Annotated in this window: 15 protein-coding genes and 1 pseudogene; 8 read left to right on the top strand and 8 right to left on the bottom strand. The window is 49.7% G+C overall.

The annotated features are described in order from the left end of the window. Nucleotides 1-150: 150 nt before the first annotated feature. The 4 genes from nifS to JW883_00235 all read right to left on the bottom strand — a co-directional run bounded on the left by nifS (nt 151) and on the right by JW883_00235 (nt 4,357). On the bottom strand, nt 151-1,341 hold the full coding sequence (nifS, locus tag JW883_00250) for a cysteine desulfurase NifS (protein ID MBN1840700.1): 1,191 nt from the start codon (nt 1,339-1,341) through the stop codon (nt 151-153). Further along, nucleotides 1,338-2,168, bottom strand: a complete 831-nt coding sequence (gene nifU, locus JW883_00245) for a Fe-S cluster assembly protein NifU (GenBank protein ID MBN1840699.1) — start codon at nt 2,166-2,168, stop codon at nt 1,338-1,340. The genes nifS and nifU overlap by 4 nt, the downstream gene beginning before the upstream one ends. Nucleotides 2,169-2,339: 171 nt before the next feature. Then, nucleotides 2,340-3,266 carry a cysteine synthase A gene (gene cysK, locus JW883_00240; protein ID MBN1840698.1) on the bottom strand — a complete coding sequence of 309 codons (927 nt, stop codon included), beginning with the start codon at nt 3,264-3,266 and terminating at the stop codon, nt 2,340-2,342. 164 nt (nt 3,267-3,430) lie between these two features. Continuing rightward, a complete protein-coding gene (locus tag JW883_00235) occupies nt 3,431-4,357 on the bottom strand; it encodes a serine acetyltransferase (protein MBN1840697.1) in 927 nt (308 codons plus the stop codon). 578 nt (nt 4,358-4,935) lie between these two features. On the opposite strand from JW883_00235, the gene JW883_00230 reads away from it, so the two are divergent. The 5 genes from JW883_00230 to JW883_00210 all read left to right on the top strand — a co-directional run bounded on the left by JW883_00230 (nt 4,936) and on the right by JW883_00210 (nt 8,880). Continuing rightward, the gene (locus tag JW883_00230; GenBank protein ID MBN1840696.1) at nt 4,936-5,349 is read left to right on the top strand and encodes an RrF2 family transcriptional regulator; all 414 of its coding nucleotides are present in this window, start codon (nt 4,936-4,938) and stop codon (nt 5,347-5,349) included. Between the two features lie 124 nt (nt 5,350-5,473). Then, nucleotides 5,474-5,959 carry a SoxR reducing system RseC family protein gene (locus JW883_00225; protein MBN1840695.1) on the top strand — a complete coding sequence of 162 codons (486 nt, stop codon included), beginning with the start codon at nt 5,474-5,476 and terminating at the stop codon, nt 5,957-5,959. Between the two features lie 218 nt (nt 5,960-6,177). Next, on the top strand, nt 6,178-6,384 hold the full coding sequence (locus JW883_00220) for a heavy-metal-associated domain-containing protein (GenBank protein ID MBN1840694.1): 207 nt from the start codon (nt 6,178-6,180) through the stop codon (nt 6,382-6,384). A gap of 46 nt (nt 6,385-6,430) precedes the next feature. Beyond that, complete coding sequence (locus JW883_00215; GenBank protein MBN1840693.1) at nt 6,431-6,775, top strand: heavy metal translocating P-type ATPase; 345 nt, start codon at nt 6,431-6,433, stop codon at nt 6,773-6,775. Nucleotides 6,776-6,963: 188 nt separating this feature from the next. Beyond that, nucleotides 6,964-8,880: a PAS domain S-box protein gene (locus tag JW883_00210; GenBank protein ID MBN1840692.1), complete on the top strand. Its 1,917-nt coding sequence runs from the start codon at nt 6,964-6,966 to the stop codon at nt 8,878-8,880. Nucleotides 8,881-9,301: 421 nt separating this feature from the next. Here JW883_00210 and JW883_00205 read toward each other — a convergent pair whose 3' ends face one another. After that, complete coding sequence (locus tag JW883_00205) at nt 9,302-9,598, bottom strand: hypothetical protein (protein ID MBN1840691.1); 297 nt, start codon at nt 9,596-9,598, stop codon at nt 9,302-9,304. A 303-nt stretch (nt 9,599-9,901) separates the two neighbouring features. Between JW883_00205 and JW883_00200 the strand changes: the two genes are divergently transcribed. Then, nucleotides 9,902-11,125 carry an MFS transporter gene (locus JW883_00200; protein ID MBN1840690.1) on the top strand — a complete coding sequence of 408 codons (1,224 nt, stop codon included), beginning with the start codon at nt 9,902-9,904 and terminating at the stop codon, nt 11,123-11,125. A gap of 165 nt (nt 11,126-11,290) precedes the next feature. Here the strand turns inward: JW883_00200 and JW883_00195 are convergent, their stop codons facing one another. Next, entirely contained in the window at nt 11,291-12,844 is a 1,554-nt protein-coding gene (locus JW883_00195; protein ID MBN1840689.1) for a PAS domain S-box protein, read from the bottom strand. A gap of 1,129 nt (nt 12,845-13,973) precedes the next feature. Here JW883_00195 and mutY point away from each other — a divergent pair. Both mutY and JW883_00185 read left to right on the top strand, forming a co-directional pair. Continuing rightward, nucleotides 13,974-15,044 (top strand): A/G-specific adenine glycosylase, encoded by a 1,071-nt coding sequence (mutY, locus tag JW883_00190; protein MBN1840688.1) that lies wholly within the window; start codon nt 13,974-13,976, stop codon nt 15,042-15,044. Nucleotides 15,045-15,195: 151 nt separating this feature from the next. After that, nucleotides 15,196-16,100 (top strand): annotated as a pseudogene (locus JW883_00185) (TIGR01777 family oxidoreductase). Between the two features lie 79 nt (nt 16,101-16,179). On the opposite strand, the gene JW883_00180 reads toward JW883_00185, so the two are convergent. Continuing rightward, complete coding sequence (locus JW883_00180; protein MBN1840687.1) at nt 16,180-16,335, bottom strand: hypothetical protein; 156 nt, start codon at nt 16,333-16,335, stop codon at nt 16,180-16,182. A 74-nt stretch (nt 16,336-16,409) separates the two neighbouring features. After that, complete coding sequence (locus tag JW883_00175) at nt 16,410-16,787, bottom strand: PilZ domain-containing protein (GenBank protein ID MBN1840686.1); 378 nt, start codon at nt 16,785-16,787, stop codon at nt 16,410-16,412. Between the last annotated feature and the right edge of the window lie 181 nt (nt 16,788-16,968).

Here is a 16,968-nt window from a genome sequence, read left to right as displayed (position 1 = left end):
CACTACTTTCCTGAGCCCGACCTCTGGCAGACCGAACGATCTCCACACGCTCCCCCAGGGACGCCTTTTCTTAGCCTCAAACCCCTCTTTGTCCACCTTGCCTCTGGCTCCGCTACTTGTAATTTTCTAATAGATGGGGCGTAAGACCGTTTATCCTTGAACTGGATCAATGGCCGCCGTCTTTGACTGATCCCAATACGGCGACAGCTCTCTCAGCCGTTCGATAATTGGGGGGAGTTCTTCGATGATAAAATCGATCTCTTCTTCTGTGTTATAGATACTCAGACTAAAACGGATCGAACCGTGGGCTGCGGTAAAGGGTACACCCATAGCCCGAAGCACATGCGATGGCTCTAAAGAGCCTGACGTGCAGGCTGAACCTGAAGAGGCGCAGATGCCGAATTCATTCATCATAAGAAGGATAGCCTCGCCTTCCACATACTCGAAGCTTATGCTGGTCGTATTAGGAAGACGATGCTCACGGTCTCCATTGACCATGGCGTTGGGGACCCGCTTAAGGATCTCGTTTTCAAGCTTGTCCCTGAGATATCTTACCGGCTTGTTTTCCTCTTTTATATGTTCTCCGGCGAGCTCGCACGCCTTGCCGAGTCCGATGATAGAGGCAACATTTTCAGTCCCGCCCCTGCGCCCTTTTTCCTGATGCCCCCCAATTAGAAAGGGCGTGAACTTTGTTCCTTTTCTTACATAAAGGGCACCTATCCCTTTGGGCGCATGAATTTTGTGACCCGAAAGAGAGAGCATATCCACGGCGATCTTCTGAACGTCGATCGGAATCTTTCCCACGGCCTGCACAGCATCTGTATGGAATACAACCCCGCTTTGGGTCACAATCTGAGCGATTTCTTCTATAGGAAAAATCACACCGGTCTCATTATTCGCCCACATAATGCTGACAATCGCGGTGTCTTTGGAGAGACTTTTGTATAAATCTTCTGGATTCAATCTCCCCTGCCGATCCACTGGCAGGAATGTGACCCGGTATCCGTTCTTTTCCAAGTATTCGCACAGATTCTTAACAGCAGGGTGTTCAACCCGGGTGGTGATGATATGTCTTTTATCGGGATGTGACACAATGGCTGCCTGAATGGCCGTACTGTCGCTTTCCGTGCCGCAGCCGGTAAAGAGTATTTCATCCGGCGTTGCCCCGATCAGACTGGCCACCTTCTGGCGAGCCTCTTTTAATTTCCGCGCCACCTGACCGCCAAAGCTGTGCATACTGGAGGGGTTGCCGTACAGGTCGTGAAAGTATGGAAGCATCTCATCCAAGACCTCAGGCGCAACCTGTGTCGTGGCATTATTGTCTGTATAGATCACTTTCATGATTGTATCTCCTGTACCACCAGCTCCGGGGTTACTAATTCACGCAGCTTGGCTTCCACATAGTGTTTCAGCGTAACCTGTGAGGCAACACAGGTGGCACATGTCCCTTGCAGCTTCACAATGACCGTATTGCCGTCAACATCAATGAGTTCGATATCTCCTCCGTCCTTCTGAAGGGATGGTTTGATCTCACGTTCCAACGTTTGCTCGATCAGTTTGATCTTTTGAATGTTGGTCAATCCTGCCGGCTTCAGGCGTACAACGTGCGGCTTGCCATAAACCTCATCAATAATCTCTTGGATCTTGTCATGACAGCTTTCACACCCCCCGCCCGCTTTGGTATAATCGGTCACGTCTTCTACTGTGGTCAGGTTGCTTTCACGGACGGCCCGCTCTATTTCCACATCGGTCACACCAAAGCACTCGCAGACGATTTCCCCCTCAATCTCCTTTTCGGCTTCGCCACGATAGTAGGCAATCGCCTTTTCTAAGGCATCCCGGCCCATGACAGAACAGTGCATCTTTTCTTTTGGAAGTCCACCAAGATAACGGGCAATATCATCATTGGTAACCTTTTGGGCTTCTTCCAGTGTCATCCCCTTGACGATCTCGGTGAGTGCCGATGAAGAAGCAATGGCGCTTGCACAGCCAAAGGTCTGAAACTTAGCGTCCTTAATCCGTTTGTTCTCATCCAGTTTGAACGTAAGCTTCAACGCGTCTCCGCATGCAAGCGACCCCTCTTCGCCTATGCCATCAGGGTTTTCAACCTCTCCCACATTTCTGGGATGTAGGAAGTGATCTACGACCTTGTCTGTGTAATCCCACATTGTACCATCCTCCTAACTCTTTGAATGTGCCCCTGGCATTATGTCCCATCAATTCATGAATAGATCGTAAGAGCTTGGGGTAGGGATACAATCTTGTTTTATGTCGAGCCTTTTACAATCTGTCGTTCCCATATACTAACCATTTTTTTGACAAAAGAAAGATGGATTTCTTCACTCTTTGAACAGATCAGTGCTCATATACCGCTCGCCGGTGCTGGGAAGCGCCACCACGATTTGTTTTCCCCTATTTTCGCCTCGTTTTGCCACCTGCAAGGCAGCCCACACCGCAGCCCCAGAGGAAATGCCGCAAAGTATCCCTTCTTCTTTTGCCAGTTGCCTTGCTGTCTCAAATGCATCCTCATTGGTGACCGTGATCACTTCGTCGATGATATTGACATTCAAGACATCAGGTACAAAACCTGCGCCGATCCCTTGTATTTTGTGGGGGCCGGCTCCCCCCCCGGAAAGGACAGGAGAGTCTGCTGGTTCCACCGCAATCGCCATGAAGGAGGGTTTTCGGGCCTTGATGACTTCGGATACCCCGGTAATGGTTCCTCCAGTCCCAACCCCGGAAACCAAGATGTCTACCGCCCCGTCGGTGTCAATCCAGATCTCTTCTGCCGTGGTCTTCCGGTGTATTTCAGGATTTGCCGGATTTTTGAACTGGTTGGGCATGTACGCCTCTTTCGTGGCTGCCAAGATTTCTTCTGCCTTTGCAATGGCTCCCTTCATTCCTTTCCCTCCTGGGGTCAGGACCAGTTCTGCTCCCAGATGTCTTAAGAGTTTTCTTCGCTCAATACTCATGGTATCGGGCATGGTCAGACAGAGACGATACCCCTTGGCTGCGCAAACAAAGGCCAAGGCAATTCCGGTATTTCCGCTCGTAGGTTCTACGATCAGCGTATTTGGACGAATCCGTCCCTCGCGTTCTGCCCCTTCGATCATGGCGACACCGATACGGTCCTTAACGCTTCCAAGAGGATTAAAAAACTCCAATTTGGCAATGATGTCGGCTTCAAGACCTTTCGGCATTTTATTCAACCTGACCATAGGCGTGTTTCCAATGCTCTTTCCGATGTCAAAAAAAATTCTCGCCATGTCAGCTTCCTCATTAAACGTCTCGGAATTTCTACAACTACTTGTAATTACTTATCTTTCAGTGGCAGTTTTCCGTGTTATTGATCTGGAATGATGGAATAATGGAACAATGGAATCTTGGGGATAAAAGGCGGCGCCCCTAAGTTCACGGCATAGCCTTCACACTACTTGTAGATTAACCGCGGAGCCTCCATGACTACCTTCGTATCTGGTGGCACCGGCTCGGTAATCCAGACGTTTCCACCTATAACAGAGCGTGCTCCAATAACGGCCTTTTCCCCCAAGATCGTGGCTCCCGCGTAAATGATTACATCATCTTCGATAGTGGGGTGGCGCCGCTTTCCCCTCAGGCGTTCTCCAGCATCCCTTGGGAGCGACAAGGCTCCCAGAGTCACACCTTGATAGATCCTTACATTTTTGCCAATCGCCGTGGTCTCCCCTATGACGACCCCGGTTCCGTGATCAATGAAAAAACTTTCGCCGATCCGGGCTCCCGAATGAATATCGATGCCTGTAATGCTGTGGGCATATTCGGTCATCATCCTCGGAAGGAGGGGGATCTGCTGCTCAAACAATTGGTGGGCCACCCGGTAGACCGTTATGGCAAAAATTCCTGGATAGCTGAAAACAATCTCGTCGTAACTCTTGGCTGCTGGATCTCCCTCGTAGGCTGCACGCACATCCGTGGCTAACACGTTACGCATTTTGGGGATCGACTCCAGGAATCTGACAGTCGCTTCATAGCCCATTTTGACGCATTCAACACAAGGTTGATCGTAGCGAAGGCACTCATGTCGCAAACTGCGGGTAACCTGTTGTGAGAGGATTTCAAACAGGACATCAACGGACCGGCCTATTTGGTACCTCAGATTAGCCCGATCTGTTTTTTCCTTGTTGAAGTACCCAGGGAAAAAGATCTCTCGGAGGCGGCTAAGTATTTCAATAACTGGCTCCCGAGAAGGGATCAATTCAGCATCGATGTGCTCGAAACATTCCTTGTCATAACAGCTCTCCACAATATTTTCGACAAGTCCGGGAAGTTGCTCACGGAAGTGGGTGCGCGTTTCGAACCCGGCTTTGCATACTTGCATCGTGCTTTTGATATCATCTGATGGTTTCACGAGAGCACCTCTAGTGCAAAATCAAAGCAGGAGCTTAGGAGCTTCTCCCTTTCTCATCCTCCCTTCAGATACCTTATCTAATTTTAGAGATGAGAAGAGCCCATGTTCAAAAAAAAGTCCGTAGCAGATTTTCATTACACTGAACTGATTTACCAAGTCCACAGGTCAAGAAGCATGGGGGGCAAAGAGAGAAAGGCGAAATCTTCAGTAAAATGCGGCAGATCCGGGACCGGGGTCGGTGTCTCATCCTATGTTCAATATAGGTGCGGTGAGACTTAATGTCGCCACCGGCCCCAGAGTTCTCCCGCGACAGGAAGTTAAGCACTATTGGTGGGCGACAGCAATGGGGTGAAGACTTTATTTTACGAGGAGAAAGACCGTATTTGGAGGTGTCTTTGGTATGTAGGATCGCCACCCAGAGTTTTTTGGATCCGTCCGTCCACGTCCACTTGGGACGACATATTACCTATCAACGGACTATCCCTTGACACTGCGTTGAACTGTTACTATAGTATAGCAAAATAGTATAGATCATATTGGTATGTAATATGAAGCTATCAACCAGAAGTCGCTATGGAACAAGAATGATGCTGGACATGGCGCAGCATTATGATGAAGGGCCTATACAGATAGGCGACATTGGTAAGCGTCAGGATATTTCTGTTAAGTATCTTGAACAACTCATTATACCACTCAAGAAAGCCGATTACGTGAAGAGTGTTCGCGGCCCCAAAGGGGGTCATATGCTTGCAAGGTCTCCTGAAGAAATCACAATTGGAGAAATCGTAAGCCTGCTCGAAGGTGGAATCAATCTAACTGATTGTATTGAAAATCCTGAAACATGCAACGGATCCGGGAATTGTTTGACCCGCCCCATCTGGGAAGAGACGACAAAAGCAATGTATCACAAGCTAAACTCCATAACTTTATCTGAGGTAATGCAAAGGAGCAGAAGTATTTAAGTCTTTTTTCTTCTTGCAACCGCGACACGCTGGGCATGGGTGTGGGTAACGTGAGCCGTCTGTATCCGAGATACGGTTACTGAGCTGATTAAGGGAAAACAAACAGACATAAGAAGGAGGGATCATGTCCGCAGAAAAAGGCACTGTCGAAAGCATTGAAGGTGACTGGGCCTGGGTTTTAACCCGGCGCAAGAACGCCTGCGAACATTGCGGTCACAAGGGCCATTGCCATATGATTGAAGGCGGAGACCGTATGTTGGCAAAGGCCAGGAATGCCGCCCATGCCCGGACAGGAGATGAGGTTGAGCTTTTCCTGAGTACCAAGACCAAACTGAAAGGCCTCTTCATACTCTATATGTTACCGGTTCTGGGCCTGCTAATAGGGGCGTTTTCGGCCAACAGCCTTTCCGGAGTTTTGGGGTTCGACAAACAGTTGGGAATCGTGTTTTTTACGCTGTCCGGCTTGATTGCGGCATTTCTTTTGGCCAGATTCCTTGCAATACGCATGGAAGCAAATCAGCAACTGATACCTATTGTCACCCGCGTTGTGGGGCGATATAGGGGTAGTCACCCACTTCCAACCGAGATTCAAGTGAAAGGTCGTGTTTAGGAAACTGCAAGGTTGACTTTCTCCGTTTAGCAATATGTTTGTGTTCATTTTGAACCATAGAAATCGTGAATTGAAAAAATCGGATATGGTGACCCACAGCCCAGAGTACGCCAAGTATGCCTGGAAAATTTTGCGAATGTCTGACGGTCTCTTGGCAAAGGATATCGGAACAGCCAGCCAATAAGGTTTTCTTAAAAACTACATAAGGAGTTACGACCATGGAGACAAAAACTTTTTCAATACCAAACATAAGCTGCAGTCATTGTGTTATGACCATTCAAAAAGAACTGGGTGAGATAGAAGGCATCTCAAAGGTGGAAGGTGACCCCACGACAAGAAAGATAACCGTGGAGTGGGATACGCCAGCCACCCCGGCAAAGATCAGGGCCACGCTGAAGGAGATCAACTATCCGGCCGCTGACTGAAGGAAAAATCGATGTGTGAGAAAAACGTAATCATCCCGTTACCGGAATGACATGTGACGATTGCGCTCTTAATGTCGACCGAAACGTCAAAAAACTGCCTGGAGTCAAAGAAGCTAACGTAAACTTTGCTACAGAACAGGCCTCCGTTGCCTTTGACCCCGAACAGATCAAGCTGGAGGATGTGGCTGCCAAAATTCATGATGCAGGCTACGGAGCGGCTACGGCGACCGTTGAGTTCCCGGTTACTGGCATGACATGTGGCAATTGTGCCATGAACATTGAAAGGGCGTTGAAGAAAAAGGTCCCAGGAGTCGTGCAGGCATCAGTCAACTTTGCTACCGAGCGGGCTTCTGTGGTAGGTGAATTCAACATGCAAGTGCACCACGAATAGCGCTGTAGAAGACTTCATGTGGCGTCTGATAATAGAGGCCAAATCGCCAAGGACTAGGCCAACCCTTTTCAACGACAAACAACATAAGCAGGGAAGTCCCATGCGACCGACAAAGGCTCCATGCATCGCGCTAAAGGTCCATGTGTTTGGGGCCTTTTTTGTTTTTCTGGCAATTGGAGGATAGTGTAATGGCCACAAAACCAACTTATGAAGAATTGGAGCAAAAGGTCAAGGAGCTGCACCAAGAATCTATTCGGCGCAAACTGGTGGAGGAAGCGCTGAGGGAATCTGAAATTAGATATCGGACATTGTTTGAAGCAAGCGCTGATGGAATACTTATCACTGATTTTGAAACAAGAAGATACATGTATGCTAATCCGACATTATGCAAAATGTTAGGATATAGTGAACAGGAAATCAAAAAATTAACGATAGCTGATTTACACCCAAAAGACAAATTAGATTATGTTGTTTCACAATTTGAAACCAAGGCGAAAGAAAAAGCCGGATTTGCAGGGGATATTCCATTCTTGAAAAAGGATGGAAAAATTATCCACATGGATATTGCCGGGACTACAGCAACCGTGGATGGAAAATCTTGTAGTGTGGCCTTTCTTAGAGACATCACAGAGCGCAAGCGGACTGAGGAGGCATTAAGGGAGAGCGAAGAGCGGTACAAGCGGCTATGGAATGATGCCCCCGTTGCTTATCATAGGCTAGACACGAGGGGCATTATCAAACAGGTAAACCAAACGGAATTAGATATGCTTGGATATACAAAAGAAGAGATGGAGGGTAAACCTGTCTTCGACTTTATACTGCCAGAACAACGAAAAGGGGCGCAAGAAAGGTATCGACTCAAGATTGCAGGCGAGCAGATTCCGAGACACGATAGCAAAATATACATCAGGAAAGATGGCTCGGAGATATTTGTTTTTATTGATGACAGACTAGAACGCGACAGCGATGGTAAGGTTATAGGCGTCAGAACAACCATGGTGGATGTTAGTGAACAGAAACGGACAGAAATGGCATTGAGGGAAAGCGAGAAGAAATACAGTATTCTGGTGGAGAACTCCTTGACCGGCATCTATATCGACCAGGACGAGAAGATCGTATTTGCCAACAACAGATTCGCGGAAATTTACGGGTATCCCATGGAGGAGTTGATCGGCATGGACACCTGGAGACTGGTCCATCCAGAGGACCGGCCGTTGACAAACCGAACAAGGGCAAGGCGGCTAAAGGGAGAATCTGTACCGTCAGAATACCTGGCCAGAGGCATGACAAAAGCCGGTGAAACCATATGGATTGCCAGGAGAAACGTCCTTATAGAGTATCAGGGAAGGCCTGCCATATTGGGCAACATCGTAGACATCAGCCAACAAAAGCATGCCGAGGAAGAACTGCGAAAGACAAACGAAGAGCTCAAGAACTTTGTTAATGTGGTTTCCCATGACCTGAAAACCCCCATCATCTCTATTCAGGGGTTTTCTGCAAGGCTACGCAAGAACTATCAAGAAAAATTGGGAGAAAAGGGAAGGCGGTACATTTCACAGATCGAGACCAGCGCTCGAAGGATGGAAGCATTGGTGTCTGACCTCTTGGAATTGTCAAGGATTGGTCGGGTCGTATCCGCTTTTTCGGACGTTTCTTCCATTGAGATCGTAAAAAATGCGACCGCAGGCCTTCAAGACAGACTGAAGGACAGGGGCATAAAGCTCGCTGTAGCAGAGAATCTCCCCAGAATACACTGTGACGGTGAAAGGATCTATCAGGTTTTTGAGAACCTGATTGTAAACGCCATCAAGTTCATGGGAGACAGCGAGAATCCTAAGATCGAGATTGGATACGAAGATAAGGGAGCATTCCATCAATTTCACGTCAGGGATAACGGTATCGGCATTGATCCAAAATGGCACCGGAAAGTATTCGATATCTTCCACCGGTTGAAGGAAATAGAAGATCAGGAAGGAACAGGTTTGGGGCTCGCCATTTTATACAGGATTGTGAGTAACCACGGTGGAAAGGTCTGGGTGGAGTCTGAAAAAGGTAAAGGGGCCACATTTTATTTTACTTTGGCTAAACTGCATCTTCGCCGTTAGGTGCTTTCAAGGCTGCCCTTGCGTCCGATTAGTCGTTCTTTATTATACCAGATGACCAATATGGGCATATTTCATAATGGGCAACTTAATGTTAACCATTCAACACCGGCTCAATGCGCTTCACCTTTACTGCCGCCTGATAGAAAGAGGGTTGAAGGGGAAGTGTTCTATGTCAATGTGTAAGTGGTACCAAATTCTAATTTACAGTTGGCTTTCACGGTTTTCGGTGGCTACAATACGGATCTGCAAGGATTTGAAGTGAACAATTTAACTGACATCTGCCAAAGAGCAAGGGCAGGGTGAAAGTTGGCTCTGCCTTTTCTGTTTTGTTTGCTGTTCATTTTGCGGGTTGGTCTATTCGGGGCATTAATACCCAGCCTTCATTGAGCTGTTAAGACGGGGGACGGGCAGAAAGCGCCGGTTAAAACCGGCATGAAGTAAGAGGTGAGGCTTTAGAGCCAAGTCCTCTACGGAGTAAGGAGTAGCGATCTTCTTTCTCTATCATCTCATCAATTCCCTTTTTCCTGATCTCGCCGATCTTTGCGTCCCGATAATAAACATCAACGCAGTTGTAGCCATATTCTGTGGGGCTGCCGATTTTCAGATCCAGAATGTCGCCACGTTTAGGCTTTCGGAGGCGGCTCAGTATGCTCTTGAGACTACCGAGCAGACCCTTGGGCCTCTGTACGGGGAATAGCTGCACTCGGAATTCGAACATCAGCTTTCACCTCCATTTGGGTGGGGTTATGCTTTGGGATTGCTCAGGATGTCAGCTTGTTATCACAGGATAGGGTGATTGACAAGCCGACGATTTTGTGGCAAGCATTACTATTATGGCCAACAGCAATTCAAACAAGTTGCACGAAGCAGTGAATGCTTCCGGTTACCTATTTCAGCTTCGCGTCGACCACGTCACGCGCTTCCGGGTCGGACCACGCTAACGATTCCATATCATTAGAAAAGGACCGAAAATCAGCCTGAGGGCAGTGCTTCGCAGCCCGGTCAACCGACTATGAAGAAAATGAACAATCAAGTCGCGAAAAGTACTAAGGGCCGCCGTGGCAACAATGGATGTGATGGCGCTGCCCCCCTTTTTCGATCACAAGCAGGCCCTATCCTTTTGCTCACAGGGATCTTCTCCTTGAACTTCATGGCCAGAATCATTCTATCACCCTTAATGCCTACCATTGAAGGAGACCTGCAAGTAGATCACAGCCAAGCAGGCGGCCTTTTTCTTTTGACTTCTCTGGGATACTTCGTGGCGCTGCTGGGCGCAGGTTTCCTCTCCTCAAGGATCACACACAGAAGAACCATTCTCCTTTCATCCGCGGCTGTCGGGATCACGCTCTTGGCCGTATCCTTCAGCAATGGCCTGCTTGGAATGCGTTTGGGATTTCTCTTTCTCGGCGTTGCAAGTGGCTTCTATCTTCCCTCCGGCATTGCCACACTCACCACGTCAATCAGGCCCGCAGACTGGGGAAAGGGCCTCGGCATACACGAACTGGCGCCTAACTTTAGTTTTGTAGCGGCGCCATTGGTGTGCGAGTGTCTCTTGCCATGGGTTGGTTGGCGGGGAATTTTGGCCCTATTGGGAGGGGCATCCATTCTCGCCGGCGCGGCCTTTGCTTTTTTCGGAAGAGGCGGGGACTTTCCAGGCGAGGCGCCGAATTTTACATCTTTTAAAACCTTTCTTGTTGAACCGGCATTTTGGATCATGGCCATCCTTTTCAGCCTGGCCATCAGCGGTTCCATGGGCATCTTCGCCATGCTTCCCCTTTATCTCGTCGTTGAACAGGGCATAGATCGGAACTGGGCCAACACCTTGGTGGCCCTTTCTCGAATCTCGGGCCTGGGTATGGGCTTCGTGGCCGGGTGGGCCACCGATCGCTTTGGACCAAGGGGGATTTTGAGCGTCATTTTTCTTCTCACCGGCGTATCGACCATTCTGCTGGGAACGGCTCCGAAATCTTGGATCGTGTTCCTTGTTTTCCTCCAGCCCATGCTCGCCGTGACTTTTTTCCCGCCGGGTTTTGTCGCCCTGTCCGCCATAGGACCCCCCGGTGCCCGAAACGTGGCGGTCTCTCTCACCATACCCCTGGCTTTCCTTTTCGGAGGCGGGGTAATCCCGGCCGCAATAGGCGTCATGGGAGATTACGGCTCCTTTGCCCTGGGAATCGCTTTGGTGGGCGGGGTTATAGCCATGGGGTTTATATTGTCGCTCCGGCTGAAATTACCTCAAATATAAAGTTAAATGACAAAGGCTTTTTGTGATCACCTCGTAGCCTTCTTCTGCTAGTTCTACCCCACAAAGCGATCGAATGCTTTCTTTGTCATCCACAACGACGATGTTGGACATGATGTCAACCCCTTAAACACGACCTACTGCTAAGTCCTGTTTTTGAAAAACCCTTTACAGCGACTGGATTTTTGTAATTTCTGAGACTTTGTTTTCCATTATTATCACCTTATCGACTATTATCTGGAGGTATCTCTTGTTTGGATCATCATCAGTCGTTTGTTGATTGATTCTCCGAGCGAATCCACCGACTGCTGTCAGCGGATTTCTGAGTTCATGGGCCACCCTGTTTGCCATTTGGCCGAGCGCAGCTAGCCTCTCAGCTTCTACTAACTGTTTATTCTTCTGCTTCAGCTCGTCAGTCCTTTCTTGAACCCTTTCTTCGAGCTGTAAGTTGAACCTTTCCAACTCATGGTGGGCCTTGCGCAAGGCCTCCTCAGCCTGTCTGCGCTCAGTGATGTCCTGCAATAGCCCATCATAGGACAATAACCGCCTCTGGCTGTCAAAGTTCAGGACAGGTGTATTCCTCACCCAACGTATAGAACCATCTTTGCGGACGATCCGGTGTTCTAGTCCCGGAACTTTCACGCCTGATATGGTACGTTCGGCCTGTTCTTCAACAGATTTACGGTCTTCTTCATGTACCATTTGTATCCACAGGTAAGGGTTTTTCCTGAAGTCCTCAGCGGTGTAGCCGGTTACTGCTACACAGGCAGGTCGGTGGACTGTTTCAACGGGACGGCCGTCTTGTACGGTCACAGTGTAAATATAGTCTGTGATAGCTTCGGTGATGCGGCGATACCTATCCTCACTCTCTCGAAGCTCCTCCTCCGCTTTTTTGCGCTCGGTAATGTCCAATGCGGTGAAAGTCACCCCAGCCGCCAGATGATCGGGATCGACGGGGGTGGAACTCAACAGCACATCCATCAACTTCCCGCCCTTGCGCTTCCAGCGGGTCTCCACTATTCCGATGCCCCGCTGAGCGATTTGAGCGTATTCCTCCACCCCAACAAACTCAAAATCTTCGTCGGTCGGGTAGAGCATTCGTGCGCTTTGATCCACCAGTTCCTCCCGAGAGTACCCGGTCATTTCGCAGATACGGTCATTAACCCGTTTCAGGACATGATTGGTAACCAGACCAATGCCTACCGGTGCAACCCTGAAAATACTCTTTAATGTGGCTTCCCTTTGACACAGTTCCTCCTCAGCGCACTTTCGTTCTGTGATGTCGAGCGCAAGGGATATCGCCCCGACTATATTCCCGTCATCATCATGAAGCGGGGAATTATTCCACTCACAGGTAATTATTCGTCCGTCTTTGGTGACGTTGTCATTGATGGAATAACTAGGTAGTTCACCTTCAACGAGATTGTTCACCACATGTTCGATATGAGGCCGCTCCTTTTCTGGAATCAAGAAATCAAGAAAAATGCGCCCTAGAGCCTCTTCCTTGGACCAACCAAAGACTTTATGTGCTTTCTCGTTCCAATCGGTTACGCGAGTGTCTAAATCCCAAACGACAAACGCTAAAGGCGCAGTGTTGTACACATTGCGAAAGAGTTCCTCTTTCTCGCGAGCCGCCTCTACTGCCCAATCGCTATTGACAGATAATTTTTCCAACTCACGGACCTTCCGTTCCAGCTCTTCATAAGTCGGTTTGGTCGTCATCAACTTTTCTCCAATTGGGTCAAAGGCAAAAAGGGCTCTAAAAGAACGTACTTTTGAAAACTATGCTGGACCTTTGTCAGTCCCACAGGCCCCTCCAGCTGAAGCTGGGCATGTCTCAAGGGAACATGTGGGATGAAAATTGATGGAGTCGTAAAAAGTCCGCAAACAGACGGTACAGTAATTCCCCTCAGGCGGATTAGATGCAAGGCGCGTGCCTCTTCCTAACCCCAGGCAGATCGCAATGATTTACCCTGTTAAATCGGCTCTGCCGTCTCGCATAGCGAGAATTTAACAGGGCGGGGATGAAGCACAATCCGCCGGAGGCGGACAGATGGACTTTTTACAAAGCCGTCAAAATTACATGAGATTACACTATATTTACAGGGCATAAAATGTCAATGTGGGACTCGCCGGGGAAATTCCAAACAAACATCCCATCTAATGCCGTTTGGAAAACACGAAGAACAAATACAACGTGCTAACATCGGCGGCCGTCCCTGACGGAATCTATTGAATCACATATCATTTTGAACTGTGGCTCACGACAAGGGTTGTCAAAACACAGTGTTCCTTGCAGCTTTATCCCAGCCCCACCCCATCTCACCGACACAACGTGCGCCGATACCCACTTTTCGGAAAACAAAGGTGTCAAACCGATATCACAACTATTTCAAACCGGAAAGCCCCAGATCCCCGCAGTCCCCGTAGGACCGACCAATTGAGAGCTTCCAATTTTTTCATGTGCAAGAGGGGTCCTGAGGTACTCATACTCTCAAAAGACTACAATAATTTCCCAACATCCCTAAAGTTAATCGGGACGCTGGCAAAAAATTATGTCGACAAAGGAAAGCGTAAATGCGAAATAGACCCCATGCCAAGGCAAGCCCGCCCTGGCGCGCCGGGTGTGTTGCATCACATCATGGTCCCGGGGATAGAACGTCGGAAGATATTCATAAATGAGCCCCTGGTGTAATGTTCTCGGTCGAAATGGGAGAAGTCATTGTCCGTGAAAATGGGCTACAGTTATAGGCTAAAGTTAACCGAGCAACCTTTTTTACTTTGTTCCCGGCGTCCCTACTCCGACATTCCGACACAGGATCGTTAAAAAACAGTGCCAGCAGGAATAGACATGGCACCCAAAGGATCACAACGCATTTCCAAAAGCATTCTCTCCTGGTATGGGACCCACCAACGGGACCTGCCTTGGCGCACCACCCGTGACCCCTACCATATTTGGGTCTCCGAAATCATGCTCCAGCAAACCCAGGTGGAAACAGTGATCCCCTATTACCACCGCTTTTTAAAACAATTTCAAACCGTTAACGCACTGGCCAGGGCCCCTTTGGACAAGGTGCTCAAGGCCTGGGAAAACATGGGATATTATGCCAGGGCCCGCAATCTGCATGCGGCGGCCCAAGCCGTGGTGAAACGATTCGGAGGGAAAATACCGGACTCGTGGGACGCGCTCAGGAGCCTGCCCGGTGTGGGAGACTACACTGCCGGCGCCATCTTGAGCATGGCGTTCGGCCTGCCCTTGCCGGCCGTTGATGCCAACGTGAGACGGATTGTCGCTCGCCTGTTCGCCATTGAAGAGCCCCTGGATGAAAGACTAACAGCCCGACATGTGGCACGCTTGGCCGCAGAACTCGTCCCCCGGCAAGGGGCCGGTGAGTTCAACCAGGGTCTCATGGACCTGGGGGCCACGCTCTGTACGCCCAAAAACCCGACCTGCAGGGCCTGCCCTCTCGAACCCAGTTGCCGGGCCCGCGCCCGCCGATTGGAAGATACGTTGCCGGTGGCCAAAAAACGCGGTCCCATTCCACACCACCACGTGACGGCAGGAATCATGCACGACCAGGCGGGCCGCATGCTCATCGCCCAACGGCCCAATCACGGCCTATTGGGGGGGCTCTGGAAATTCCCCGGAGGAAAACAGACGGGAAAAGAGAGCCTGAAAAGCTGCCTGCGCCGAGAAACACTGGAAGAGTTGGGGATTCGAATCCGGGTGGGGGCGTCCATCACCTCGGTGAACCATGCTTACACCCATTTCCGCATCACCCTGCACGCCTTCCACGGCAGGCTCCTGACCGGAACACCGCAGGCCAGGGGCTGCCGGGACTGGCGTTGGACCGAGAAGGGAGAGTTTCAGGAATTCGCCTTTTCCAAAGCGGACCGGAAGATCATTCAGGCCCTGGAATAAAAAGCCGCTCGCGGAAACCGGCATTTGAATTCATTCCGTCGGCGTGAATTCGATGTCGTAGGGTGGGCAGAGCCCACCCTAACAGTTACCAGCTCTTGACCACGTCCAGCGGATGTGCCTTCTTTTTACAAAGCTAACGGGAGGTCTTTTCATGAAGGTTCTTATGACCGGCGGCCTGGGATTTGTGGGAACCCAACTCTCTATCCGTCTCCTGGAAAAAGGGCACTCCGTTACCACCGTGGACCGATCCCCTCAACCCAGGGACTACACACCACAAGGGGTTCGATACGTTTCAGCCGATACGACCATCAAGGGCCCGTGGCAAGAAGAGGTCGCCCGCCAGGATGCCATAATCAATCTGGCCGGGGCCTCCATATTCGGGAGATGGAACAAAAAGAGGAAAAAACTCCTCTATGACTCCTGGGTGCTCACCACAAAAAACGTAGCGGAAGCCATCCCCAATGAATCAGGTGCTATTTCTTGCAGTACGTCAGCCGTAGGATACTACGGTTTTCGACAGGACGAGGAATTGACGGAAGCAGATGCCCCGGGCGATGACTTCCTGGCCGGCCTTTGTGTGGACTGGGAACGAGAGGCGCAAAGGGCCGGCGACCGGGGGCCCGAGTTGTCATCACCCGGTTCGGCATTGTCCTGGGAAAGACCGGCGGGGCGCTGGGGCAGATGATTCCGTCCTTCAAGAAGTTTGTAGGCGGACCGTTGGGAAGCGGAAAGCAGTGGTTCTCCTGGATTCATATGGAAGATCTGCTCCAGGCCTTCTTGTTTGTCCTGGACCGTGACGCCCTTAAGGGCCCGGTTAATTTCTGCGCACCCAACCTGGTGAGAAACAAGGACCTGGCCAAAGCCCTGGGCAAGGTCCTCTCAAGACCGTCCTTTATCAAAACCCCGGCCCTGACACTGCGCCTGGCGCTGGGAGAATTCGGCTCCGTCCTTCTGGAGGGCCAGAAGGCACTACCGGCCAAACTGTTAAAACATGGTTTTGAGTTTCGATATCCCAAGATCGGGGAGGCATTGGAAGAGGTCATAAGCAAGAAGTAAAGAGCGTAGGGGGCGGTTGCCACAAAAACCGTCCGCTTCTTTCGTCCGGTTTCAGATGTGGAAACGCCGAGTTGTCCGGCTATTTTGTAGCCAAGGGCTCGTGGTACAAAATCGTCATAACCAGCCAGGCGATGATGACTAGCGCGGGCACTGCAATGACCACCACAGCCACAATCCTTTGCTTCAGTGAGATTTTGCGCCTTTTCGAGGCCTTTCTCTTTGAGACGGCTACCACAAATTCACGCTGCTATCTTGCCTTTCTATTGCCGAAGGTTCATCCCGCTCGCCTGTACAATGGACCGCCCCCCCTCACGTTCCCCCTAAACTGTTTTTGTTTGCTACGAATTCCTGAAATTGCGCCTTTACCTTGTCCATATCATCCGTGCTATATGAAATGAGGTTTCTTAGGTGGAAAAAGGAGTCAATATCCATATTCCGAAATTCAATAGCCATTGCTTTGTGATCATGCCTTGTAACAATACCGTCTAGAATTATCGAAAGCTGTGATGAAGGTCCTGTAAACAATATCTCGACTTTTACCACTCCATTTGTTTTGACGATCTCTGATGATTTCAGGAAGATTCCGGTTAGACTGAGATTTTGAATTGTACCTGTTATTGTTGTACCACCATGCCTGACAAGGGCCTTGGTCTTTAATGGTATCCTTGTAACAGCTCTCTTTTCCATACCTCTCGTCCTTTCATTTAGTAGAGGGTCGGTATGAATTCAGAACCGGACACTCCATGTTTCTTGCAGGAAATGGCGTGACACTAATTTCCTGCTTATTTACCAATGGGACGTCCCCCTCATTCGCTGGCAACTCAGCAGAGCGCAGAATGGATGTCCGCTTCCTGCCCATCGGGATGAA

The organism is Deltaproteobacteria bacterium, from assembly GCA_016930875.1.
Classification (GTDB): Bacteria; Desulfobacterota; Desulfobacteria; order Desulfobacterales.
Note: the sequence above shows the minus strand (reverse complement) of the source record. Positions and strands in the feature narration are given on the sequence as shown.